The sequence below is a fragment of the Thomasclavelia saccharogumia DSM 17460 genome, from assembly GCF_000686665.1.
Classification (GTDB): Bacteria; Bacillota_I; Bacilli_A; order Erysipelotrichales; family Coprobacillaceae; genus Thomasclavelia; species Thomasclavelia saccharogumia.
Window position 1 is genome coordinate 21,552 of sequence record NZ_JMLH01000002.1, and the last position, 25,068, is coordinate 46,619.

The following is a 25,068-nucleotide window of genomic DNA, read 5'->3' on the forward strand; positions in this document are numbered from 1 at the left end:
TTATGTTTGGTTATGTAGTAATAAATAAACCAGAGATGAAATTTAAAGAGTTTGATATCTATCATTCTTATTATTGTGGTTTGTGTAAAACATTAAAAGATAAATATGGGTTAAGAGCGCAGGTTTCTTTAAATTTTGATATGAATTTCTTAGCCATCTTATTAAGTGGTTTATATGAACCTGATACAAAGCTTAAAAATGAACGTTGTATCATCCATCCTTTAAAAAAACATCAGGCACGTTATAATGAATGTGTCGATTATGCGGCTAAAATGACAATCGTTTTAACATATTTTAAATGTGAAGATGATTGGCTGGATGAAAGAAAGATTAGTCGACAAACATATAAAAAACTGATAAAAAAGGCCTATAATAAGGTTAAAGAAGAGTATCCTGATAAAGTGGATGAAATAGAGAAATGTTTGCATAAAATCAATGATTATGAAAAGCAGAATCTAAATAATCTTGATGAAGTATCAAAATACTTTGGGAGAGTCATGGGACTCATTTGTGCTTATAAAGATGATGAATGGTATGATGAGTTGTATGAATTAGGGTTTTATTTAGGAAAGTTTATTTATTTTATTGATGCTTATGAAGATATTGAAGATGATTTGGAAAAAGAAAATTATAATCCTTTAAAACAAATATATCAGACAGCTCAGTTTGACGAGCGCTGTAAAAATATTTTAGAATTAATGATATCAGAGGCTACGATGGCTTTTGAGAGAATGCCAATTATTGAAAATGCTGCTATTATACGTAATATCTTATATAGTGGTGTATGGACTAAATATGAATTGATTAAGAAAAAACGAATGGAAGGTAGGAAATAATGGATCCGTATCAAATATTAGGGATAGATCCCCAAGCAAGCGATGATGAGGTAAAAAAAGCGTATCGAAAATTGAGTAAGAAATATCACCCTGATGCTAATATAAATAATCCTAATCAAGCTGCTTATACAGAAAAATTTAAAGAGGTTCAAAATGCCTACAAAACAATTATGGATGATCGTAAACGGGGCTTTACTAATCGTAATTATGGAGGTAATCAAGGTACTGGACAAAGCGGACAATACAGTTATCAGTATAGTGGTAATGATCAGGCTGCTTTTAATGAAGCTGCAAGTTTTATTAATGCCCATAGATATCAAGAGGCGCTTAATATATTGAATCAAGTAAGAACGCGAAATGCAATGTGGTTTTATTATAGTGCAATTGCTGAAAATGGCGTGGGTAATAATATTACTGCAGTTGATTATGCGCAAACAGCAGTACAGATGGAACCGAATAATATACAGTATTTATTATTATTACAGCAGTTAAAAGGTGGTCAAAGACAGTATCAAACAGGCCGCCAAACATACGATTCACCGTTTGGTGATATGACGTTTTGTTATAATGTGATGTTATGTAGTTGTTTATTAAATTGTTGTGGCTGTAGAATTTGTTAAAAGGAGAGAATAAAGATGAGTAAAGTAATTGGAATCGATTTAGGAACTACAAATAGTTGTATGGCTTATATGGAAAATGGTAAAGCAGTTATCATTCCTAATAGTGAAGGTAATAAAACGACACCCAGTGTAGTTGCATTTACAGCAGATGGTAAACGTTTAGTTGGTGAAAACGCTAAGCGTCAGGCAGTAACTAATCCCAATAATACAGTTTCTTCAATCAAGCGTGAAATGGGAACGAATTATCGTAAAACAATCAATGGTAAAGCTTATAGTCCTCAGGAAATTTCAGCAATGGTATTACAAAAGTTAAAGATCGATGCTGAGGCTTTTCTTCAAGAAAAAGTAACTGAAGCAGTAATTACAGTACCAGCATATTTTAATGATGCGCAACGTCAGGCAACTAAAGATGCTGGAAGAATTGCTGGTCTTGAAGTAAAAAGAATCATTAATGAACCAACTGCAGCTGCTTTAGCATATGGACTTGAAAATAGTTATGGTCAAAAAGTAATGGTTTTTGATTTAGGTGGGGGAACTTTTGATGTTTCGATTATTGAAATTGGAAATGGTGTAATTGAAGTTCTTTCGACCTCAGGTGATAATCATCTTGGTGGGGATGATTTTAATGAGTGTGTTGCTAAATATATTGTTGAAGAGTTTAAAAGAACCGAAGGAATTGATTTAAGTCATGATCAGGTAGCGATGCAAAGAATCAATGAGGCTGGTGAAAAAGCTAAAATTGAGTTATCATCAATGGTTACAACAATTGTAAATTTACCATTTATTACTAATACAAATATGGGGCCTAAAAATTTAGAAGTTGAATTAACACGAGCTAAATTTAATGATTTAACTAAGAATCTAGTTGACCGCCTTGTTTTACCAATGCAAAATGCTTTAAATGATGCAAGATTGACTCCTGCAGATTTAAATAAAATAATTTTAGTAGGAGGATCTTCTAGAATTCCGGCAGTTCAAGATAAAATCAAGGAGATAACGGGTAAAGAAGCTAGTAAATCTTTAAATCCTGATGAATGTGTAGCTTTAGGAGCAAGTATTCAAGGAGGTAAGTTATCAGGTGATGTTAGTACAACTGGTAATTTTGATGTGTTGTTATTAGATGTAACACCATTAACGCTATCGATTGAAACAGTCGGTGGGGTAGCTACACCATTGATTGAACGTAATACAACTATTCCTACTAGTCATTCACAAATCTTTACAACTTCTGCAAATTTTCAAACTCAAGTAGAAATTAATGTTTTACAAGGGGAAAGACCGCTTGCTAAAGATAACAAGAGTTTAGGTAAATTTAAATTAAAGAAAATTAAAAGAGCGATGCGAGGAGTACCGCAAATTGAGGTAACATTTGATATTGATGCTAATGGAATCGTTAATGTATCAGCTAAAGATCTAGCTAGTGGAAATATGCAAAGTATCACCATTGAAAATACTTCTAATATGTCTGATGCTGATATTGAAAGAGCAATTCATGAAGCTAAGCAGTTTGAACAGCAGGATGCGCTTACGAAAGAACGTTTAGTTTTTAAAAACGAGGCAGAAAATCTGGTTCTTTCAATTGAAGCTGCTTTAGCTAAAAATGGTAAACAAATTGATAAAGCAACGAAATCGAATATTAAAAATGAACTTGCTAGTTTTAAAAAGTTAACTAAAAAAGTTGATTTTGAAACTTGTGATCAGGCTAAGTTTGATGAAATTAAAAGTGCTAAGATCAATTTAGAATCAGTAGCTGCATCATTATTATCAATGCAATAAAATATTTGCTATAATGTAGCAAGTGGATAAAAGATTCTAGTTTTGTTACTAGAATCTTTTAATTATGTAAAGAAATAATGTATAATGGAAGAAAGAGTATATCTTGAAATAATATCTGGTGTCTTGTTAACTATTTCACTTGACAATGGGTGTGATTTATGGGATATTTTATCTAATGTACAAGAACTTTGAAATGGGGATAGTTAAATGAATAATATTGTTGATGAAATTAAAAAACTAAAAGAAGAAAGAAATGCTGTTATTTTAGCTCATTATTATGTTGATGGAGCAATTCAGGATATTGCTGATTATTTAGGAGATTCATATTATTTATCTAAAATTGCTGTAGATTGTCCACAAGATGTTATTGTGTTTGCTGGGGTTGAATTTATGGGAGAAAGTGCAAAACTTTTAAGTCCTAACAAGACAGTTTTAATGCCAGACAGTGAAGCTGACTGCCCGATGGCACATATGGTCGACGAGTATTTTATTGCGCGAATGCGAGAAAAGTATGAAGATTTATGTGTTGTATGTTACATAAATTCAACAGCAGAAATCAAGACGATGGCTGATGTTTGTGTAACATCGTCAAATGCCAAAAGAATTGTAGAGGCTTTGCCAAATAAAAATATTTTATTTATACCTGATCAAAATCTAGGTAAGCATATTGCTAAGATCATTCCAGATAAAAATTTTGTTTTTTGCAACGGGTATTGCCCAACTCATTATCGAATCAAGGTTGAAGATATTCAAAAGGCTAAACAGCTGCATCCTGGTGCACCAGTGTTGATTCATCCTGAGTGCCGACCAGAATGTGTGGCGTTAGCTGATTATGCGGGTAGTACATCGGGTATTATTGATTATGCTACTAACGATCAAGAACATGATGAATTTATCGTTGTTACTGAAGTAGGGGTAATTCATGAAATGGAAAAACGTAATCCAGGTAAAAAATTCTATCCAGCAACAGATAAATTGATTTGTCCAAATATGAAGAAAAATACGCTTGAAAAAATCAGAGATTGTTTAAAAAATAATACCAATCAAGTTATTCTTGATGATGAATTCATGGTCAAAGCTAAAAAACCATTGGAAAGAATGCATGAACTAGCAAAATAAGAAGGTGGAGAATAATGGATAATAATTTTGATGTAATCATTGTCGGAACAGGAGCAGCTGGGCTATTTGCTGGGCTATGTTTACCACGAAATTTAAAAATTTTAATGATTACTAAAGATAAAATTGAAAATAGTGATTCTTACTTAGCTCAAGGTGGAATTTGTACTTTAAAAAGTGCTGATGATTTTGATGCCTTTTACCAAGATACTTTAAAAGCGGGACGTAATGAAAATAATCCTGAATCAGTTAGAATAATGATTCAGCAGGCACCACAGATAATGAAAGATCTAATGGATTATGGGGTTGAATTCGATCGCGATAGTGAAGGAAATTTGGCTTATACTCGTGAAGGGGCACATTCTGAATTTAGAATATTGCACCATCAGGATGTTACTGGTAAAGAAATCACATCAAAACTAATTAAACAAATTGAATTATGTAGTAATATTACAGTTATTGAAGATGCAACGATGTTGGATATTATTAATGATAATAATAGAGTAACAGGAATTATTATGGAAAATAATAGTGAAATCGTGCAAATTAATGCTAAGGTCGTTATTCTAGCTACTGGAGGAATGGGTGGTTTGTTTGAACATTCTACTAATTTTAGACATATTACTGGAGACAGCTTTGCAATAGCGTTAAGAAATAATATTGAATTAGAGAATATAAATTATATTCAAATTCATCCAACTACTTTATATACAACTAAACCAGGAAGAAGTTTTTTGATCAGTGAGTCAGTTAGAGGCGAAGGAGCTCATTTGTTGAATCCAAATATGGAACGGTTTGTAGATGAGTTATTACCACGAGATGTCGTTAGTAATGCGATAAAAAAAGAAATGGATAAATATAATAGTCCTTATGTTTATTTATCAGTTATGCATATGGATCATGATCAGATTCAAACTAGATTTCCCCATATTTATAAGCAATGTCTTGAAGAAGGTTATGATATGTATCAAGAACCAGTACCTGTTGTTCCGGCTCAGCATTATTTGATGGGAGGAATCAAAAGTGATACTTTTGGTAGAACTTCTATGGAAAATTTATTTGCTGTTGGTGAAACAGCATGTAATGGTGTACATGGAGCGAATCGTTTAGCCAGCAATTCTTTATTAGAAAGTCTAGTTTTTGCTAAAAGAGCTGCTAGAGTAATTAAGGATGAAATCAATAAAATTAGTTTTGATCCACAATATATTGATATTAGTAAATACAACAAAGATAAATTAATGATTGATAATAAAAGAATAATTATGGAAGAAATTAAAAGAAAAGACGGTGAGTTCTATGATAAATGGTGTAAATCTTAAGGTTAATATCGATGATTATATTTTAAGTGCTCTAAAAGAAGATATCACAAGTGATGATGTTACAACTAATGCTGTTATGCCAAAAGCTAAGTTGGGTCATGTTGATTTAATTTGTAAGCAGGATGGGATAATTTGTGGTTTAGAAGTTTTTGAAAGAACGTTTAAGTTATTAGATAGCAATTGTAAATTCACCACTAAATATCATGATGGTGATAAAATAAAAAAAGGTGATCATATTGGTGAAGTAATTGGTGATATCAGAGTATTATTATCTGGTGAAAGAGTAGCTTTAAATTATTTGCAACGAATGAGTGGGATTGCAACATATACTCATGAATCAGTAGAAATCTTGAAAGGTTTTAAAACTAAATTATTAGATACACGTAAAACTACACCTAATAATCGTATTTTTGAAAAATATGCGGTTAAAATAGGTGGTGGAACAAATCATCGTTATAATTTATCAGATGGAGTGTTAATCAAAGATAATCATATCGGAGCAGCCGGAAGTATTACTAAAGCAATTGAAATGGCACGTGATTATGCACCGTTTGTTCGAAAAATTGAAGTAGAAGTAGAAACTCTAGAACAAGTTGAAGAAGCTTTAAATGCTAAAGCAGATATTATTATGTTGGATAATATGGATAATGAGATGATGAAAAAAGCTGTTATCATGATTGGTGATAAAGCACAAAGTGAATGTTCTGGTAATGTTACTAAAGACAGACTTTTAGAAATTGCTAAAATCGGCGTGGATTTTGTTTCTTCTGGGGCTATTACTTATGGAGCACCGATTCTAGATTTTTCAATGAAAAATTTAAAACCTTATTAGATACTGAAGTTTCAGTATCTTTTTTGTTTTAAAGGACATAATTTTATAAGGTGATAAAAATGGAAAATGAATCATATTGGCAAAAAACAGTAAAACTGCCAAACTATCCTAAAATAGAAGCTGATTGTAATTATGATATTGTTATTATTGGTGGGGGAATGAGTGGCATAACTTTAGCCTACCGTTTGAACGATAGTAATTTTAAAGTAGCATTAATTGAAAGTGATAAACTAGCAAGCAAAACAACAGGGCACACGACAGCAAAAATAAGTTATTTACATGATGTTCTTTATGAAGATATTTGCAGTGCTTATGATAAAAGTAAAGCTAAAGAATACTTAGATTCTAATTATGAAGCTTTACAAGAAATCAAAAATATTATTGAAATAAACCAGATTGATTGTGATTTTAAAGAAAATCTTGCTTATATTGAAGCTAAAGATAGTGAAAATAGCAAAAAAATCATAAATCAAATTAAATTATTTAAATCATGGGGATTTGATGTTGTTGAAAATATTACTAATGATGGATATGTATCGATGGGACTTTATCATCAAGCTATATTTCACCCATTAAAATATCTTAAAGGAATATTAGAAAAATGTGATAAAATAGATATTTATGAAAATTCATTAGTGACAAAAAAAGTAATCAAAGATAATGAATTTTATTTAGAAGTCAACAAAAAGAAAGTTCGAGCAAAAAAAATAGTTTGGATGACACGCTATCCACCTAATTTACAAAAGGGCTATTTTTTGAGAATCTTACAAGAAAAAGAACATGTTATTTATAGAGATGGGAAAAGACAAAAAGATAGTATCTTGAATTTAACTACTAATTTTTCTATTCGCCCAGTAAATGAAAATGCAGTTATTGAAATAAATAAAAATTTTACTAGAGATCAATGGCATTGGTATGGACAAGATAGTGTGCCGTTAAGAAAAATACCCTATATTGGTAAAATTAATAAAAATGAATTTATAGCTTATGGTTATAATAAATGGGGTATGACTTTGAGTCATGTAGCTAGTAAATTGATTTATGAGCTGCTTATAAATAATGATAGTAAATTTGCTGCATTGTATGACCCTCATTATGGTCATTATTTACATTTTTACAAAGATATTATTAAATTGGTTAAAAATAATTATCATGGAATGATAAAGAATCGGATTTTAGTATCTAAGGAAGTAAAATTAAATTGTAATCAAGGGAAAGTAGTACGCTATCATGGACATTTAATTGCAATCTATAAAGATAAGCAAGAAAGAGTTTTTTATTTTTCACCTTATTGTCCGCATTTAAAATGTATAATTGAATTTAATGATAAAGATCAAATATGGCATTGTCCCTGTCATGGATCGATTTTTGATTGTCATGGTCATCTTATCAGTGGTCCTGCGACAAAACAATTAAAAAAATATGAAAAACATGAGTCATAAACTCATGTTTAAATTAATTATTACGTGCTTCTTTTCAACATATCTTGATACGAATAAATACAACCGCAATAACTTTGACGATACAAGTGATATTTATCGGCAAAACGAACAGATTTTAAATAGCCATTATTTTTTTTAAAATCACTGAATAAAAACTTTGTTTTTTCTTGATCAAATGAAGCTCCGATCTCATTGATCCATTGACTGTTTTTATGTGGTGAAACACTTAATACCGTAGACCAATATTCGAATTTATTTTTAGAGGCATAATCAAAAGCTCTAGACATCCTTTCTTGATAACAAAGATAACAACGTTTACCTCCTTCAGGTTCATCTTTGTAAATAGCGATTTTTTCAAGATATTCTTTAGGTAAATAAGGATCTTCAATAACTTTGATATGGTGATTAAAGTCTAAATTGAATTGATCAATAAAAGTCAATAATTCTTGATAACGACGCTGATATTCATCATTAGGATAGATGTTAGAATTAGAATAGTATATGGTAATATCAAAAATATCAGCAATTTCTTTAATAACATTACCACTGCAAGGGCCACAGCATACGTGTAAAAGTAATGTTGGTCTTGTTCCTTTTATTTTTTGTAATTCTTCTTGAAATTTTAAGTCATAATTTATTTTCATATGTTGATTATAGCATATTTGCTATTGAAAATTAATGATTAATAAAATTTTAATATTTATCTCTAAAGTAAAAAATTAGAAAGCTATTAATTATTTTTAAACTAAATACGTAATCATTCATTAGATTTTTTAAATCACTTATTTTTTGTTTAAACTGTTCATAATCATTTTTTTAACTAGTTTTCATCACTTGTTTGATAGCGAGCTTCAATAAAATAAATAGTATCTTTTAAAGTTTTTTAGATAATCCATTTCCTGTTTTTCTGATTCATTTGTGGTTCTGTTTAGAATACAGATCTTTCAATATCTCATCTTTATTAAAATGGCTTAATGATCTTGATCATCATAGAGTAGGGATTTTAATAAGCTATTATTTTTAAAGTTACTGTCCGTACTAATACTTTTGGCATTGTGTGTATTGCTTATTTATTTTAAAACAAAAAAATATAATTAGGAGTAGAAATGTAATATTTCTACTCCTGATATATTTATTGTATAAATTTAGATTATAAACATACTATCACCAAAACTAAAGAAGCGGTATTTTTCATTAATTGCTTCTTGATATGCTTTAAATATAAATTCTTTTGAAGCAAATGCACTAATTAACATTAATAATGTTGACTTTGGTAAATGAAAATTAGTAATTAAACAATCGATAGCTTTATATTGATAGCCAGGATAAATAAAAATATCAGTATTTTCATGAGTCGCTTTAAATTTGCCATACTTTTGCATGTTTGCTTCTAAAGTTCTAGTTGAAGTTGTTCCAACGGCAATGATTCTTTGCCCATTTATCTTAGCTTGATTTAATTTATCAGCAACTTCAGGTTCAATCATATAATATTCGCTATGCATATGATGTTCTAAAACATTATCTACTTTTACAGGTCTAAAAGTTCCTAAACCAACATGTAAAGTTACATCAAGAATTTCAATTCCTTTAGCTTTGATTTTTTCAATAATTTCATTAGTGAAATGTAGTCCCGCAGTTGGTGCTGCTGCACTACCTTCAATTTTAGCGTACACAGTTTGATAACGATTTTGATCTTCTAATTTTTCTTTGATATAGGGAGGAAGCGGCATTGTTCCTAATTGATCTAAGATCTCATAAAAAATTCCTGTATATATCATTTTAAATATTCTAATACCTTCATCTTTTATTTCAAGACATTTTGCTTTTAATAAACCATCACCAAAACTAATAATAGTCCCGATTTTAACGATTCTGGCATTTCCGACTAAACATTGCCAAATATCATCACCTTGGTCCTTTAATAACAAAACCTCAACATGACCATTAGTTTCTTCTTTGATACCAAATAAACGTGCCGGAATAACTTTAGTATTGTTTCTTACTAGAATATCACCTGGTTTTAAATAGTCAATGATATCATAAAAATGCTTATGTTCTATTGTTTGTTTTTCTCGATTCAAGACCATCAATCTTGAAGTATCACGTTTATCTAATGGTGTTTGAGCAATCAGCTCTTCTGGTAATTCAAAATCAAATTCACTTAGTTTCATTTTAAAAGGCCCTCTTATATACATCATGACCGTACTTATTTAGAAATTCTTTTTTAAAATCAAGCAGGCGGTCTTCTTTTATAGCTTCTCTAATATCTTTAGCAAGTTCTAATAAGAAATTAACATTATGAATAGATAATAATGTTTTTCCAAATATTTCATCACATTTATGTAAATGTCGAACATAAGCTTTAGTATAATTTTTACAAGTATAACACGTACAATTGGGATCAAGTGGTGTATAATCATATTTAAATTTTTCATTATTAATATTAATTCGTCCCACGCTTGTCATAACTGCACCATGGCGAGCGACTCTTGTTGGTAAAACACAATCATACATATCAATTCCTCTGATGGCACATTCAATTAAGTCGATAGGATTACCGACTCCCATTAAGTAACGTGGTTTATTTTCGGGTAGCCACTTAATTGCATCATCGACCATTTTATACATAACATCTTTAGGTTCACCGACACTTGTACCGCCAATCGAATATCCAGGAAAATCCATCTTAACTAGCTCTTTAGCACATCGTTCTCTTAAATCAGAAAATTCGCCTCCCTGCACAATTCCAAAAAGAGCCTGTTTATCAGTGTTTTTATGAGCATCTTTGCCACGTTTAGCCCATCTTAAAGTTCTTTCCATGCTATCTTTCATATATTCATAAGTGCATGGATATGGAGCGCATTCGTCAAATGACATAATAATATCAGCACCTAATTTATTTTGAATCTCAATTGCTTTTTCTGGAGAAAGAAAAAGCGATCGACCATCAATAATGCTTTTAAATTTAACGCCCTCTTCTTCAATTTTACGAGTATTTCCTAATGAAAATACTTGAAAGCCACCACTATCCGTAAGCATTGGACCATCATAATTCATAAATTTATGTAATCCGCCAGCTTGTTCAATTACATCTTCACCTGGCCGAAGCCAAAGGTGGTAAGTATTGGCAAGAATCACTTGTGAATGCATTTCTTTCAACATCTCTGGGGAAATTCCTTTTACAGTAGCTAATGTGCCAACTGGCATAAACATTGGTGTTTCAACATCACCATGAGGAGTATGTAATATTCCATAGCGGGCACCTGATTGTTTACAAACATGTTTTAATTCATAACTTATTGCTGCCATAATTGTCCTCCTTAAAGCAAGCATTATTATACCTTAATCTTATTACAAATACAATTTTTGTTTAAAAAATAAACCAGTTTGTCTAAACTGGTTTAAATTAATTTCAAATGTTTTAAAGCATGATAAATACCATCATCTTCAATATCTTTAGTAACATAATAAGCATATTTAAATAATTCTGGATCACCATTTTTCATTACAATAGCATGTTTAACATAGCTAAGCATTGGTTCATCATTAAAACTGTCTCCAAAAACATAAGCATCATCTTTCTCTAAATTAAAATAATCTAATAAAAATTGAATTCCCGTTGCTTTAGAATAACCTTTAGGCACTATTTCACCAAAATCTTTATCTCTAGTAATATAATCAAAATCATCAGCAATATTTTTTCTAAACATATCAATATCACTATTTTCATCAAACCAGATAGTGAGTTTATCAAAAGATAATTTAGGATCGTCAAAAGTTGATAGTGTGAATTCAGGAGTGTTTTGATAGCGCTGTTTTATCTCTTTTACTAATGGATGACGAATACGCTGATCAAAGTATATCGAATTAGTTCCTTCTAATACACCATCAATATTAGTTTTTCGAACTAGCTCTTTTATCTCATGACATCGTTTAGGCGATAGGGTATAAGAAAATAAAACTTTATCGTGGTAACGAATATATGTCCCACAACCACAAACATAACCATCAGGATCTAGATCTTTTATGCAGTTATCAATCAGTGAAAATGTTCTGCCTGTGTTGATAAAAATAAGATGGCCGTTTTCTTTAGCTTTTTTTAAAGCAGTAATTGTACTTTCTGGAATTGAATGTGTTTTTTCAGATAACAAAGTACCATCAATGTCAAAAAACATAATTTTATTATTCATATTTACCTCCAATGACATTATTATATAATAATAAAATATAAATTATTAGTCATTATCGAAAATAAAAACATTTTGTTTTAATAGAATAGTATTTATATTAAATATTATATTTAAATAAAATTTATTTTCATACTATTATGTATTAATAAAAATGATGATATATTTCGTATAGTGATATTGTATACAAAAAAAGTGAATTATCATTGTTTTTTTTTGCTAAGCAGGCTACAATATGTAAGTATAAATAATGTAGGGGGAATAAATATGTACAAGATTTTGAAAAAAGAAGTACTGAATGATGTAGTAGAGCTAATGGAAATTCATGCACCATATGTTGCCAGAAAATGTGAACCTGGACAATTTATCATTTTACGAGTAGGCGAAGATGGTGAAAGAATCCCATTAACAATTGCCGATTTTGATCGCGAAAAAGAAACAATTACAATTATTTATCAAATTGTTGGATATTCAACAAAACAATTAGCAAAATTAAATGAAGGTGACGAGTTAACTGATTTTGTAGGACCATTAGGAGTTCCAACGAAGTTTCATGAGGCTAAACATGTAATTGGTGTGGCTGGTGGTGTTGGGAGTGCCCCATTATATCCACAGCTTCGTGAACTGGCTAATCGTGGTGTAGATGTAGATGTGATTATTGGTGGACGTGAAGCGCAATATGTTTTACTTGCTGATGAATTCAGAAAATTTTGTAAAAATGTCTATATCGCTACTGATGATGGATCTTTAGGAACTAAGGGATTCGTTACTACAGTATTAAGTGATTTAATTGAAAAAGGTGAAAGTTTTGATGAAGTAATTGCTATTGGTCCAGTACCAATGATGAAGGCAGTTGTCAATGTAACTAAACCAAAAAATATTAAAACTTCAGTATCATTGAACCCAATTATGATAGACGGGACAGGAATGTGTGGATGCTGTCGTGTTAGTGTAGATGGTAAAATAAAATTTGCTTGTGTAGATGGACCGGATTTTGATGGTTTACAGGTTGATTTTGATGAATTGATGATGCGCCAAAGAATGTTTAAAGAAGAGGAACATACAATTAATGAAAATGCGAATCGGATGTGTAATTTAATGGGAGGTACAAAATAATGCCAAATATGTCATTGACAAAGGTCGTAATGCCTGAACAAGAACCAAATGTAAGAAATAAAAATTTTGATGAAGTTGCATTAGGGTATACCAAAGAAATGGCAATGGAAGAAGCAACACGCTGTTTAAATTGTAAACATCAGCCATGTAAGAAAGGATGCCCTGTTGGGGTCCCTATTCCCGAATTTATTCAACAAGTTGCAGCTGGTAATTTTGAAGAAGCATATAAAATAATTACTAGTGAGAATGCTTTGCCAGCAATCTGCGGGCGAGTTTGTCCTCAAGAAAATCAATGTGAAGGTAAGTGTGTACGCGGAATCAAAGGGGAAGCAGTAGGAATTGGACGACTTGAAAGATTTGTTGCTGACTATCATATGGCCAACGGTAAAGCACCGGAATTAAAAATTGAAAGTAATGGGAAAAAGGTTGCAGTTATTGGTTCTGGACCCGCAGGAATTACTTGTGCTGGAGAGTTAGCTAAAAAAGGATATGATGTAACTGTATTTGAAGCTTTACATAAAACAGGGGGAGTTTTATCATATGGAATTCCTGAATTTCGTTTGCCAAAATCTTTAGTTCAAAAGGAAGTTGATAATGTTGCTGCTTTAGGTGTTAAATTTGAAACTAATGTAGTTATAGGACGTTCAATTACCATTGATGAACTTCAAGAACAAGGATATCAGGGTATTTTTATTGGAAGTGGAGCTGGATTACCACGATTCCAAAACATTCCTGGTGAAAATTTAAATGGTGTTTATGCTGCTAATGAATTTTTAACCAGAGTTAATTTAATGAAAGGTTATGAATTCCCTGATTATCCAACACCAGTTAAAATTACCGATACAGTATGTGTTATCGGAGCTGGAAATGTTGCGATGGATGCTGCTAGAACAGCTAAGCGTTTAGGAGCTAAGAATGTTTATATTGTATATCGTCGTGGAGCTGAAGAAATTCCAGCCCGTGCAGAAGAAGTACATCACGCTAAAGAGGAAGGAATTATTTTCAAATTATTAACCAACCCTGTTAGAATTGAAGGAGAAGATGGTTGGGTTAAATCAATGGAATGTGTAGAAATGGAACTTGGTGAACCTGATGAAAGTGGCAGAAGAAGACCGATAGTAAAAGAAGGTTCAAATTTTATAATTGAAACAGGTACAGTGATCGTTTCGATCGGTCAAAGTCCTAACCCATTGATTAGACAGACAACACCAGGTTTGGATACCCAAAAATGGGGTGGAATCATTGTTGATGAAGAATCAATGAAAACAAGCAAGGAAGGTGTCTATGCTGGTGGTGATGTTGTTACTGGAGCTGCCACTGTAATTCTTGCTATGGGAGCTGGTAAAACAGCGGCTAAAGCAATGGATGAATACCTCAGCAATAAATAAGGATATTAATATAATGAAAAGTGTTTACGGATATCAGTAAACACTTTTATTTGTTTAAAAATTTATGATCGATTAATCATGATCTTCTTCATATTTAATAATTTCTCCAGTAATAGCATCGATATCGATTTCATATTCAATATTACCGTTTTTAATTTCCACTTCATATTTTTGGATACCATCATCAATATCTAATTCACATTTTATTAAATATCCATTGTTACCAACTCTTTCCATTGCAATTCTTTGAGCATCTTCAGTAGAAATAGTAGTTACTTGAGAATTGTTATTTTGTGTTGTTTCATTAGAATTAGGAACATAGTCATTATCTTTTTCATTTTTGATGATTTTTCCAGTATTGGCATCAACTTCAATTTCATATTTTTGATTATCACTAATAATTTCAAAGTCATAATAATCATTACCATCATCACGTTCTTTTTTTGCTTTGGTAACTTTACCGTCAATAGTTTTCAATGCAATTTCCTGTGCTTCGTCTAAAGAAATAGCTTCTACTGAACTATTTGTACATCCTGTTAAAATCATTGTAATAAATAAGATAGTTATTAATTTTTTCATAAGTCATTCTCCTTTAAATTGATTGTAAATTCTGTATATTCATTGATTTTACTAATAACATTAATTTGATAACCATAATAATCGCATACTCTTTTAGCGATAGCTAAACCTAAACCAAAGCTGTTATTGTTTTGAACTCTTGATTCATCAACTTTATAAAAACGATTAAAAATATGATTTATTTTATCTTTATCGATACCAATCCCATAATCTTTGATTTTAAGCTGATTTTCTAGATACTGGATTTCAATTCTGATTTCATTTGGTTTAGAGTATTTTACAGCATTATCTATTAAAATTATTAACAACTGTTTTAAATGCTCTTCATTGATTTTGATTTCTTGATGGGAATCAATCGTGACTGTAAAAATGATATTAGGGTTTAATTTTTTGAAATCTTCGACTGTATCATAAATAATGGGAATAATATCAATTTTTTTATCACACTTAACTTTTATTTCTCTAGTTAAATGTAACAATTCATTGCATAATGTAACTAAACGATCAACTTCTTTACTAGAAACTTCTAGCGATGATGATAAAACATCTGGATCATCTTTTCCCCAGCGTCTCAACATATCTAGATTTCCTTTAATGATAGCTAAAGGTGTTTTTAGTTCATGAGAAGCATCACTAACAAACTGACTTTGTTGATTCAAAGAATTTTCAAGCTGATCTAAAACATCATTAAATTCTTTTCCTAATTGTCCTAATTCATCGTTAGTATCTATTTTTAAGCGATGTTTTAAACCTTCTTTTTTTATTTGTTGAATGCTATTTGTGAAATTTTTAACAGTTTTTAAATAGCGATCACTGATTGTTATACCACAGATAATACTAGATACTAAGGCGGCTAGAGCTAGGATGATCAACAAGATAATGATGATACTGGCAATTGGGGTCATCACTGCTTCGTCCATAGCATAAATTTTACTGATGATGAGAAGATAATAAGCCATATATATAAGTAAGATCAGGCTGAAAAAACTGATAATGATCATAATGATCAATGAAGTAGAGAGGGTTAATTGAAAGCGAAAAGAGCGATTTTTTTTCATACTAAACGATATCCGATTCCGCGAACTGTTTCGATTTTTATATCTGGCAATTTGTTTCTAAGATAGCGGATATAAACTTCTACGACATTGGTTGAAACACTTTTTTCATAGCCCCATACTTCATCTAAAATCGTATCTTTTGTGACAACATTACCACTGTTTTTGATTAATAATACTAATAAATCAAATTCTGTTGAAGTAAATGTAATTTCTTTTTTCTTAAATAATACTTGATGTTTTATAACATCAACTTCAAGATCATTGTGCTTATATTTAAGAACATTGCTTTGAATTTTTACACGCCTAAGTAATGCATTGATTCTTGCTAATAATTCTTCCATTGCAAAAGGTTTTGCAAGATAATCATCAGCCCCGACTTGAAGACCATTAACTTTATCGATTACTTCATCGCGAGCTGTTAACATAATGATCGGTGTTTGTTTTTCTAAACGGATGCGGCGACATACCTCAATACCATTAATTCTTGGTAACATTAAATCAAGGAGGATCAGTTCATAATCTTGATCAAGAGCTTTAGTTAACCCAGTTTCACCATCAAAGGCTTGATCGCATAAATAATTTGCGTGTGTAAGTTCTAATTTTAAAAGATTTGACATGTTTTTTTCATCTTCGATAATTAAAATCATTTGTTATTCCTCCTTGTACTCATAACTTTTAATGGTTCCATCTTTAGCATCAATAACTACTTCGATTATTTCTTGATTAGAATTTTTGATTTTTAATTCATAATAAGTTTGGAGATTTTCGTATTCAATATTTGATGAGACAATTGTTCCCGGAAACCTATTTAGAGCAATTACATGAGCTTGATTTTTTGAATATTCAATGTTTTGTAACGTCACATGGAGGATATAAATACCAAATATTATAATCATCAGAATTATTATGGAAATAGTTAAAATTATTTGTTTTTTATACTTTAGAAATGTTTGCATCTTTATTTCCTCCTCATGTATATAATACCTTAATTTTTAATTTAATGCCTTAAAGTTTGATAATAAATAAATAAGAATTTTCTCATATTTCTTGTTATAATGGTAGGGGAGGTAATTATGAAAGTATTGATCATATACTGTCATCCAAGTAATAATAGTTTTACTTCAAGGGTGAAAGATGAATTTATTAAAGGATTAGAGATAAGTAATCATGAATATTGTTTATTAGATCTATATGATTTGAATTTTAAAGAAACATTTGGTGAAGAGGAATATTTAAGAGAAGCATTTTATAATGATAAATTAGATATTCCTACTGATGTAAAAAAACAGCAGCAGTTAATTAATGAAAGTGATGCTTTAGTATTTATTTATCCGGTTTTTTGGACTGAAGCACCAAGTAAGTTAGTGGGCTGGTTTCAGCGGGTTTGGACTTATGGTTTTGCTTATGGCAGTAAGGCAAAAATGAAGCAGCTGGATAAAGTATTGATGTTAGTGACGATGGGTGGAGATTTAACTGAAAAACTTCGTCAAAAACAGGTAGAAGCAATGAAAACCGTAATGTTAGGGGATCGTATTAATGATCGAGCCAAAGAAAAAGAAATGATTATTTTTGATCGGATGTCACGAGATTATCCTGATCGCGAAGCTAATTATGAAAAAAATTTAAAACGTGCTTATCAAATAGGAAAAGAGTTTTAAAAATGTATCTGGAACGAATTAAAGATATAGTAAAAATACTAAGGTTAGGATCAAGAAAGTTTAAGTGTAGTGACTAGCAAGCTGTTTATAAATATGGAAGTACTCTTAGAATGCTAAAATATTTTGAATGAACTGGAGTAACAACTAAATAAGAAGCAGTAGTATTGATGCGTATTATTTGAGTCATGCCGGTATTTATAAAATTGTTTTAAAGTATGTATTGGAACAATAGATATTAAACTGAATAAAGCAGGTTTTGTGGCTTTGAAACTAAATCGAGTTGAAGCACTGCATGATAAAATTAACGAAGTTTTTAGTAGAATAATGATTTGGGTTATTGCAATCCAAAGTTGCTGAAAAATTGATAAAGGCAACGGTTTGTTGGTAGTAATAAGATGCTTACTCATTTAAGATATGCATGAGGTGATAAAAATAGGTTTAAGTAATAATTTAAAAAAGGGGTTATCTCAAGAACGGTTAGCCAAGCAGTTAAATGTATCGGGACAGGCAGTATCTAAATGGAAAAATGATAGTGGTTTGCCAGAAATGGAAATGTTGATTTTTTTAAGTAAAATATTTAGCTGTACAATAGATGATTCTACCAGTAAGCAAGAATATGAAAAACATTATAATTTAATGGCTAAAGCGTATGCTTTTGGGACAGTTTTTATTTTACTAGGAATTTATGTATACCTATTTACAGAGATTTATTTCCCGGAAAATACTAAATACGAGTTTGTTTGCCAAATTTTACTATTATTCTTTGTTTTGATAGGGGTAATATGTTTTGTTTATTTTGGAATGATAGACTCACATTTTGAAAAGCAAAAAATTGAATTAAAGGATTTTTTTAGTGAAAATGAACAGAGTGAGTTTAAACAAAAATATTCATTAGCCACAGCTATATAGGAATAATTATTTTTGGAATTATTATGCAAATATTAGTTGAAAATATTTATAATGAAAACTTGGCTAATGTTTTATTCATGATTTTAATAACAGCAGCTATGGGGATATTTGTATACTTTGGTACGCTTAAAAACAAGTATGATCAGGTTAACAATATTAAAATAAATAAGAACCAAAAAATTTCAAAATATTGTGGTATTATAATGATGCTCATAACAGTAATTTATTTAGGCTGGTCATATGTTTGTAGCGCTTGGCAGATTTCCTGGATAGTTTATCCAATTGGGGCAATGATTCGCGACATGATTAGGTTGCTTTTTGAAGAAGAGGGTTAAAAGAGAAATTATTTTAGTATTATTACAATGATAATTTATTTGTCAAAAACTATATTTTTTATTATCATGATAAAAAATGCTACTAATTTATTTATAATTCGTGTATAATTGCAGTGAAGAGGAGTGATTAATAAAAATGTATAAATATTTGGAACCATATGCTGCAATGACAGAATTTTTAGGTAAAGCTTTAGGTGATAATGTAGAAATAGCTCTACATGATCTAACTTCTAAAGAACAAGAAATAGTTGCAATTGCAAATAATCATAATTCTGGAAGAGAAATCGGTGCTAAGTTATCAAATTTATCGTTACATTATTTGGAAGAAAAACAATATTTGAACCATGATTATGTATTGAACTATAAAACAACTGGGCCTGATGGTAAATTAATGCGCTCAGCAACATATTTTATTAAAGAAGATGGTAAAGAAATGCCTGTAGGAATGTTATGTGTTAATGTAAATATTTCTGATTTAGAGTATTTGACATCAACGATCAAAAAGATTTTAGGAATTAAAGATGAAAAAGATCTTGAATTTAGAATGGATAATCCAGTTGAAATCTTATCTTCTCCTTTAGATGAGATGATCGATATGTATATAAAAGAATGTTTGGAGAAGATGGGATTCCCAAGTTATTTTTTAGCTGAACGTTTAAATGTTGATGAAAAAATAAAAGTCGTTAAGTATTTACAAGAAAAAGGAACATTTAAAGTAAAAGGTGCTATTGTGCTGGTTGCAGAAAAATTAGCCGTTTCAGAACCGACAGTATATCGTTATTTAAAAAAGATGGAAAAATAGGAGGTTAAAATGAAAGAATTAGTTTATGTAAGTGGTCATAAAAATCCAGATACAGATTCTATCTGTTCAGCGATTGGATATGCGTATTTATTAAAAGCAATCAATCGTTATAATGCAGTTCCCGTTAGACTTGGTGAAATTAGTCGTGAAACTGAATATGTTTTAAAAAGATTTAACGTAGAAATTCCGGTACTGCTTAAAACAGTTAAACAAAAAGTTGAAGATTTAAATTATGATAAAGTAACTGTTTTTTCTAAAGAATTAACACTAAAAACTGCATGGTCATTGATGAAGCAGCAAAATGTAAAATCAGCACCGATCTTGGATGATCATGGGCAATTATTAGGCTTATTGTCAACTTCTAATATTGTTGAAGGTTATATGGAAAAATGGGATAGTAGTTTATTAAAAGATGCCCATACGCCAATTGAAAATGTTATTGATACTTTAGAAGCATCAGTCCTTTATCTAAATCGTGATCTAAGATTTATCGAAGGTGATTTACATATTGCGGCAATGCGTGGTGAAGAAGCTAAAAAGCGTGTTAAACCAGGTGATATTGTCATTATTGGTGGAGATCGTGATGATGCTGTTAATTCTATGATTGATGCTGAAGTTTCGTTAATCATTTTGACTGGATCTTTGGATGTAGAAACAGAAGTACTAGATAGATTAAAGGAAAAAGGAATTAGTGTTATCTCAACACCATTTAATACATATTTAACATCACAACAAATTATTCAGGCAATCCCAGTTGAATATATTATGCAAAAAGGTGATTTAAAGTTATTTACAACTGATGATACTTTAGATCATGTTAAAGAAGTGATGAGTGAAACGAGATATCGAAGCTATCCAGTATTAGATTTAAATAATCGTTGTGTTGGAAGTATTTCACGTTTTGCTTTATTAAAAGGCTTAAGAAAAAAAGTTGTTTTAGTTGATCACAATGAAAGAGGACAGTCAATTCCAGGTATTGAAGAAGCTGATATTCTTGAAATTGTTGATCATCATAGGGTAGCGGATATCCAAACGATTGGTCCTTTATTGTTTAGGGGTGAACCTTTAGGGTCAACAGCTACGATCGTAACAAAGATTTTTGAAGAAAATGACATTGAAATTCCACAATCAATTGCTGGGATATTATTGGGGGCTGTGGTTTCTGATACTTTGTTATTTAAATCACCTACGTGTACTCCTGTTGATACAAAAATAGCACGTAAATTAGCTAAAATCGCTGGCGTTGAAATTGAAGAGTTTGCAATGGAAATGTTTAAGGCAGGTACTTCATTAGTTGGTAAAACAGTAGAAGAGATTTTTAATCAAGATTTTAAGAAGTTTCCATTTGAAGAAGGAACTGTTGGAGTGGCCCAGGTTAATTCAATGGATATTGAAGGATTCTTGCCATATAAAGAAGATATGTTGAATTATATGAATAAATTTGCGGAAGATAATAACTTGGATTTCACGTTATTATTATTGACAGATATTATCAATGCGAATAGTGAAATTTTTGTTGCCGGACCTAAACCTCAATTAGTGGAACAGGCATTTGATGTTACTCTAACTGATTATCAAGCGACATTAAAAGGAGTTATTTCTCGTAAAAAACAGGTAGTTCCTGCGATTACTGCGGTGATGAGTAAATAAGATGAGATTAGATAAATTTTTGAAAGTTTCAAGAATTATTAAAAGGAGAACATTATCTAAAGAAATAAGTGAAAGTTCAAGAGTCAAGGTTAACGGAAAGGTTGCTAAACCTAGTACAAGACTTAAAGTTGGTGATGAAATTGAAATTGAATTTGGCCGTAGTTTATTAACTATTAAAGTTAGAGAGTTACGAGAACATGTATTAAAAGAGGATAGTGCGATGCTTTATGAAATAATTAAAGAGGAAAGAATAGATCGAAATAATCAAGGGCTGTAACGATTGATCAGGGTCAAAGGGACTCTAAATCACTCAATTTCTGTTTATAGTTGAAAAGTACCATTCAATACCTTAGGGTCAAGAATGGTACTTTTAATATGCCAAAATAACTATTTTATTAATTATTATCTATTTTTTTATTTAAAGAGTTCTTGGTAATACAATGCATAGTATGATTTATTGATTTTTTTATTAAACATGAAATATTTGTGTGATAAAATGTTAATACCAGTTATATTAATAAAAAAGGAGGTGGATAAAATATATTAATAGTGGTAAGTTAAGGAAAAATGATCAATGCATAAAAATGATAAGGAGGACGAAAAAAATGAAAGGATCGAAAATATGGAAATTGTTGATATTTGTTTTAACATTCTGTATGACATTTGCTGCAGCTCCACTACCAGTAAGAGCAATGGATAATGAAGTAGATAGCTTAGTTGCAGAATGGAACTTTGATAATGATGATAATACCATTGTTGATGTAGATAACAAATATCAAGCACAAATTACAGGCGTAGTTGAAAAAATTGATAGTTTTGATGGGCAGGGGAAAGCCTTGCATTTTATGGGAAATGGTTTTATAAAAACTAATGCACCAGATGTTTCTGGAGATTGGACGATCAGTTTATGGGTCAAAAGACAAAATAATACAGCTTATTCAACATCTATCTTATTTGGTGGGAATAATACAAAAAATACAATTAGATTAGAACAATACAACAACTCAAAACAAGTTGGTATATCTATTCCCGGTGTAGCAGATTATAAATTTGGTTACACGGCTCCAGAAAATGAATGGCATCAATTGACATTTACTGGAAATAGCACGGCTGGTGTTTCGTTATATGTAGATGGGGAATATCAATCTAATATCTCAGCGTATATTGATTGTCCAATTGCTTATCTTGGCTCAGATTATTCACGTGATGCAAGTTACGCAGGAAACTTAAGAGCCGATGTTGATAATTTAAAATTATTCAATAAAGCTTTAGATGCTGATACTATCAAAGACATATATTATGATTATGTAGAAACAGTAAGTAAAGATACTTTAAAAGCTGAGATTGATGCATCAGAGGGATTCAGTCAAAATCAATATACTGAAAGGTCTTGGAATAGATTCGTTACAGCTTTAAAAAATGCAAAAATAGTTTATGAAAATGATCAAGCAACAAAGAGTAAGATTAATTCTGCATACAATGAATTAATTGATGCTAGAGAGGGATTGATTGAATCATTAGCAGAAAACCAATTACATATTGCTTCGTTTAATATTGCTGCTAATAGACATCCAAATATTGAAGCGATTTCACAATTGATGGAAAAAAAGAATATTACAATTGCTGGTATTCAAGAAGTTGATGTTAATACTTCAAGAAATAACTATGACATGGTACAAAGTTTTATAGATCAAGGATACTACTCTGATTCTCATTTCCAAAAAGCAATGGATTTTGGTGGTGGGCAATATGGAAATGCCATTCTTTCAACATATTCATTATCTAACAAGGGTGGAGGATTCTTACCTTGGGAATCTGGTATGGAACAAAGAGCTTATACAAGAGCTGAATTTGAAAAAGATGGAAAAACAGTTGCTTTCTATACGTGCCATTTAAACTATGAAAATGCTAAGATCAGAAAAGCACAAATCGATAAATTATTTGAAACGCTTGAAAATGATCCATGTGAATACAAGATTATTACCGGAGATTTCAATACAGCAGAATCTAATTCAGAATTCTATCCATTTTTAAAGAATTATAACCTAGCTAATGGTAAAGATGACGTATGGATCAATACAGTTTCAGCGGAAAGTGCGGGTGTAACGAGACGAGAAATCGATAATGTTATTACAACAAGAAATATTAAAATTAATCATGTAGAAGCAATTGATGAATCATTATCTGATCACTATATGCTTTATGTAGAGTGTGAAATGTTAGATGAATTGGTTGTGAATACACAATTATTAGGATATACAATCAACGATGCTAAAGCAGTATTAGCAGCAGGAAACTATACTGATGCTTCAAAGAATGTTTTAACAGCATTTGTAAATGAAGCAGAAATAAAAGAATTTGCTACTCAAGAAGAAGTAAATGAATATATTGATAATATTAAAACAGCTATCGATAACTTAAAGGTCAAGGCAGATTATACTTCAGTTAATGAAGCAATCGAAGCAGCTAACGCCTTAACAAAAGAAGATTATGTTGATTTCTCAGCATTAGAAGCAGCAATTGCGGCAATCGTTTTTGATTTAGATGAATCAAAACAAGCAGAAGTAGATGCAATGGCAAAAGCTATTGTAGATGCAATGGCAGCATTAATAAAAAAACCAGTTGAAACTGATGTTGACAAATTAGCATTGCAAATTGCTGTAGATTTAGCAAATGACGTAACTGATGAAGATTTAAGTAAAGTTGTCGGAGCGGTGGTTAAAGAATTTAAGATAGCATTAGAAGAAGCTGAAGCTGTATTGGTAGATAGCACTGCAACCCAAGCAGAAGTTGATGAGGCATTTAATCGTTTGACAGAAGCTATGTGGATGTTAGAATTCAAACGTGCAGATGTGGAGCAATTAGTTAGATTCATTAACGATGAAAAAATTGAAGAATTATTGACAAGAGAAAATGAATATATCGCTAGTACATGGGCCTCATTCGCTGAAGCATATGAGGCAGCTAAAACACTTATTAATGATGAAAATGAAATGGATCAAGATAAAGTGAACGTTACTTTTGAAAAGTTAGTTAAAGCATTTATAAACTTAAGATTGATTCCAAATAAAGATAAGTTATCAGAATTAATTGCTAAAGCAGAAGGGTTAGATGCTAAGACATACACATTATCTTCATATGCATATGTTATTAGCACATTAAAATCAGCGAGAGCTGTTTTAGTAGATGACAACGCAACAGAAGAAGAAATTACAGCAGCATATATTGCATTAAATGATGCAATCAAGGGATTGGAAGTTGTAAATAATGCTGAAGAACAAGCAGTTTCAGGTAACGAAAAAACTGTTGTTAAAGCAAATAATAAAACAGTTAAAACAGCTGATAATAGTGCAATAGGATTATTTGGTGGTATGATGATTGCTTCGTTGGCGTGTGTATATTTATTTAAAAAGAGAGAATATTAAGAGATTTAATAAAATTATTT

24 protein-coding genes are annotated in these 25,068 nt (G+C 30.7%); 16 read left to right on the forward strand and 8 right to left on the reverse strand.

Translation table 11 applies throughout. The features are described from left to right. Window positions 1–2 precede the first annotated feature (2 nt). From BR82_RS0100850 to BR82_RS0100880, 7 genes are all read left to right on the forward strand, one after another. The gene (locus BR82_RS0100850) at window positions 3–836 is read left to right on the forward strand and encodes a DUF5685 family protein (RefSeq protein WP_027088596.1); all 834 of its coding nucleotides are present in this window, start codon (window positions 3–5) and stop codon (window positions 834–836) included. Beyond that, entirely contained in the window at window positions 836–1,456 is a 621-nt protein-coding gene (locus BR82_RS0100855) for a J domain-containing protein (RefSeq protein ID WP_027088597.1), read from the forward strand. The genes BR82_RS0100850 and BR82_RS0100855 overlap by 1 nt, the downstream gene beginning before the upstream one ends. A 15-nt stretch (window positions 1,457–1,471) precedes the next feature. Further along, on the forward strand, window positions 1,472–3,232 hold the full coding sequence (gene dnaK / locus BR82_RS0100860) for a molecular chaperone DnaK (protein WP_027088598.1): 1,761 nt from the start codon (window positions 1,472–1,474) through the stop codon (window positions 3,230–3,232). A 207-nt stretch (window positions 3,233–3,439) separates the two neighbouring features. Further along, a complete protein-coding gene (gene nadA, locus BR82_RS0100865) occupies window positions 3,440–4,351 on the forward strand; it encodes a quinolinate synthase NadA (protein WP_027088599.1) in 912 nt (303 codons plus the stop codon). Window positions 4,352–4,365: 14 nt separating this feature from the next. Continuing rightward, window positions 4,366–5,667, forward strand: a complete 1,302-nt coding sequence (locus BR82_RS0100870) for an L-aspartate oxidase (RefSeq protein WP_027088600.1) — start codon at window positions 4,366–4,368, stop codon at window positions 5,665–5,667. Continuing rightward, window positions 5,645–6,499 (forward strand): carboxylating nicotinate-nucleotide diphosphorylase, encoded by an 855-nt coding sequence (gene nadC / locus BR82_RS0100875; protein WP_027088601.1) that lies wholly within the window; start codon window positions 5,645–5,647, stop codon window positions 6,497–6,499. The genes BR82_RS0100870 and nadC overlap by 23 nt, the downstream gene beginning before the upstream one ends. Window positions 6,500–6,558: 59 nt before the next feature. Next, the gene (locus BR82_RS0100880) at window positions 6,559–7,941 is read left to right on the forward strand and encodes an FAD-dependent oxidoreductase (protein ID WP_027088602.1); all 1,383 of its coding nucleotides are present in this window, start codon (window positions 6,559–6,561) and stop codon (window positions 7,939–7,941) included. 20 nt (window positions 7,942–7,961) lie between these two features. Here the strand turns inward: BR82_RS0100880 and BR82_RS0100885 are convergent, their stop codons facing one another. The 4 genes from BR82_RS0100885 to BR82_RS0100900 form a co-directional block, all read right to left on the reverse strand. Continuing rightward, window positions 7,962–8,585, reverse strand: a complete 624-nt coding sequence (locus tag BR82_RS0100885; protein ID WP_027088603.1) for an epoxyqueuosine reductase QueH — start codon at window positions 8,583–8,585, stop codon at window positions 7,962–7,964. A 501-nt stretch (window positions 8,586–9,086) separates the two neighbouring features. After that, window positions 9,087–10,112 carry a tRNA preQ1(34) S-adenosylmethionine ribosyltransferase-isomerase QueA gene (gene queA, locus BR82_RS0100890; RefSeq protein WP_027088604.1) on the reverse strand — a complete coding sequence of 342 codons (1,026 nt, stop codon included), beginning with the start codon at window positions 10,110–10,112 and terminating at the stop codon, window positions 9,087–9,089. A 1-nt stretch (window position 10,113) separates the two neighbouring features. After that, entirely contained in the window at window positions 10,114–11,250 is a 1,137-nt protein-coding gene (gene tgt, locus BR82_RS0100895) for a tRNA guanosine(34) transglycosylase Tgt (protein ID WP_027088605.1), read from the reverse strand. Window positions 11,251–11,342: 92 nt separating this feature from the next. Next, complete coding sequence (locus tag BR82_RS0100900) at window positions 11,343–12,131, reverse strand: Cof-type HAD-IIB family hydrolase (protein ID WP_027088606.1); 789 nt, start codon at window positions 12,129–12,131, stop codon at window positions 11,343–11,345. Between the two features lie 264 nt (window positions 12,132–12,395). On the opposite strand from BR82_RS0100900, the gene BR82_RS0100905 reads away from it, so the two are divergent. After that, window positions 12,396–13,244, forward strand: coding sequence for a sulfide/dihydroorotate dehydrogenase-like FAD/NAD-binding protein (locus BR82_RS0100905; RefSeq protein WP_027088607.1), 849 nt, complete (start codon window positions 12,396–12,398; stop codon window positions 13,242–13,244). Further along, on the forward strand, window positions 13,244–14,632 hold the full coding sequence (gene gltA, locus BR82_RS0100910) for an NADPH-dependent glutamate synthase (RefSeq protein ID WP_027088608.1): 1,389 nt from the start codon (window positions 13,244–13,246) through the stop codon (window positions 14,630–14,632). Before BR82_RS0100905 ends, gltA begins: the two co-directional genes overlap by 1 nt. Window positions 14,633–14,704: 72 nt before the next feature. On the opposite strand, the gene BR82_RS0100915 is transcribed toward gltA, so the two are convergent. The 4 genes from BR82_RS0100915 to BR82_RS0100930 all read right to left on the reverse strand — a co-directional run bounded on the left by BR82_RS0100915 (window position 14,705) and on the right by BR82_RS0100930 (window position 17,225). Beyond that, the gene (locus tag BR82_RS0100915; protein WP_027088609.1) at window positions 14,705–15,211 is read right to left on the reverse strand and encodes a PepSY domain-containing protein; all 507 of its coding nucleotides are present in this window, start codon (window positions 15,209–15,211) and stop codon (window positions 14,705–14,707) included. Continuing rightward, window positions 15,208–16,131 carry a sensor histidine kinase gene (locus BR82_RS0100920; protein ID WP_471529352.1) on the reverse strand — a complete coding sequence of 308 codons (924 nt, stop codon included), beginning with the start codon at window positions 16,129–16,131 and terminating at the stop codon, window positions 15,208–15,210. The genes BR82_RS0100915 and BR82_RS0100920 overlap by 4 nt, the downstream gene beginning before the upstream one ends. 134 nt (window positions 16,132–16,265) lie before the next feature. Next, window positions 16,266–16,916 carry a response regulator transcription factor gene (locus BR82_RS0100925; RefSeq protein WP_027088611.1) on the reverse strand — a complete coding sequence of 217 codons (651 nt, stop codon included), beginning with the start codon at window positions 16,914–16,916 and terminating at the stop codon, window positions 16,266–16,268. A gap of 3 nt (window positions 16,917–16,919) precedes the next feature. Beyond that, window positions 16,920–17,225 carry a PepSY domain-containing protein gene (locus tag BR82_RS0100930; RefSeq protein WP_027088612.1) on the reverse strand — a complete coding sequence of 102 codons (306 nt, stop codon included), beginning with the start codon at window positions 17,223–17,225 and terminating at the stop codon, window positions 16,920–16,922. Between the two features lie 117 nt (window positions 17,226–17,342). Here BR82_RS0100930 and BR82_RS0100935 point away from each other — a divergent pair, with 117 nt between their 5' ends. The 7 genes from BR82_RS0100935 to BR82_RS0100960 all read left to right on the forward strand — a co-directional run bounded on the left by BR82_RS0100935 (window position 17,343) and on the right by BR82_RS0100960 (window position 25,048). Next, window positions 17,343–17,927 (forward strand): NAD(P)H-dependent oxidoreductase, encoded by a 585-nt coding sequence (locus BR82_RS0100935; RefSeq protein ID WP_027088613.1) that lies wholly within the window; start codon window positions 17,343–17,345, stop codon window positions 17,925–17,927. A 423-nt stretch (window positions 17,928–18,350) separates the two neighbouring features. Next, window positions 18,351–18,836 carry a helix-turn-helix transcriptional regulator gene (locus BR82_RS17550; RefSeq protein WP_240474476.1) on the forward strand — a complete coding sequence of 162 codons (486 nt, stop codon included), beginning with the start codon at window positions 18,351–18,353 and terminating at the stop codon, window positions 18,834–18,836. Between the two features lie 23 nt (window positions 18,837–18,859). Continuing rightward, window positions 18,860–19,171 carry a hypothetical protein gene (locus BR82_RS17555; RefSeq protein WP_240474477.1) on the forward strand — a complete coding sequence of 104 codons (312 nt, stop codon included), beginning with the start codon at window positions 18,860–18,862 and terminating at the stop codon, window positions 19,169–19,171. A gap of 136 nt (window positions 19,172–19,307) precedes the next feature. Next, entirely contained in the window at window positions 19,308–19,973 is a 666-nt protein-coding gene (locus BR82_RS0100945) for a helix-turn-helix transcriptional regulator (RefSeq protein WP_027088614.1), read from the forward strand. Between the two features lie 9 nt (window positions 19,974–19,982). Beyond that, the gene (locus BR82_RS0100950) at window positions 19,983–21,623 is read left to right on the forward strand and encodes a putative manganese-dependent inorganic diphosphatase (protein WP_027088615.1); all 1,641 of its coding nucleotides are present in this window, start codon (window positions 19,983–19,985) and stop codon (window positions 21,621–21,623) included. A gap of 1 nt (window position 21,624) precedes the next feature. Beyond that, window positions 21,625–21,900, forward strand: coding sequence for an RNA-binding S4 domain-containing protein (locus BR82_RS0100955; protein ID WP_027088616.1), 276 nt, complete (start codon window positions 21,625–21,627; stop codon window positions 21,898–21,900). Window positions 21,901–22,228: 328 nt separating this feature from the next. Then, window positions 22,229–25,048: a LamG-like jellyroll fold domain-containing protein gene (locus BR82_RS0100960; RefSeq protein WP_027088617.1), complete on the forward strand. Its 2,820-nt coding sequence runs from the start codon at window positions 22,229–22,231 to the stop codon at window positions 25,046–25,048. Window positions 25,049–25,068 lie beyond the last annotated feature (20 nt).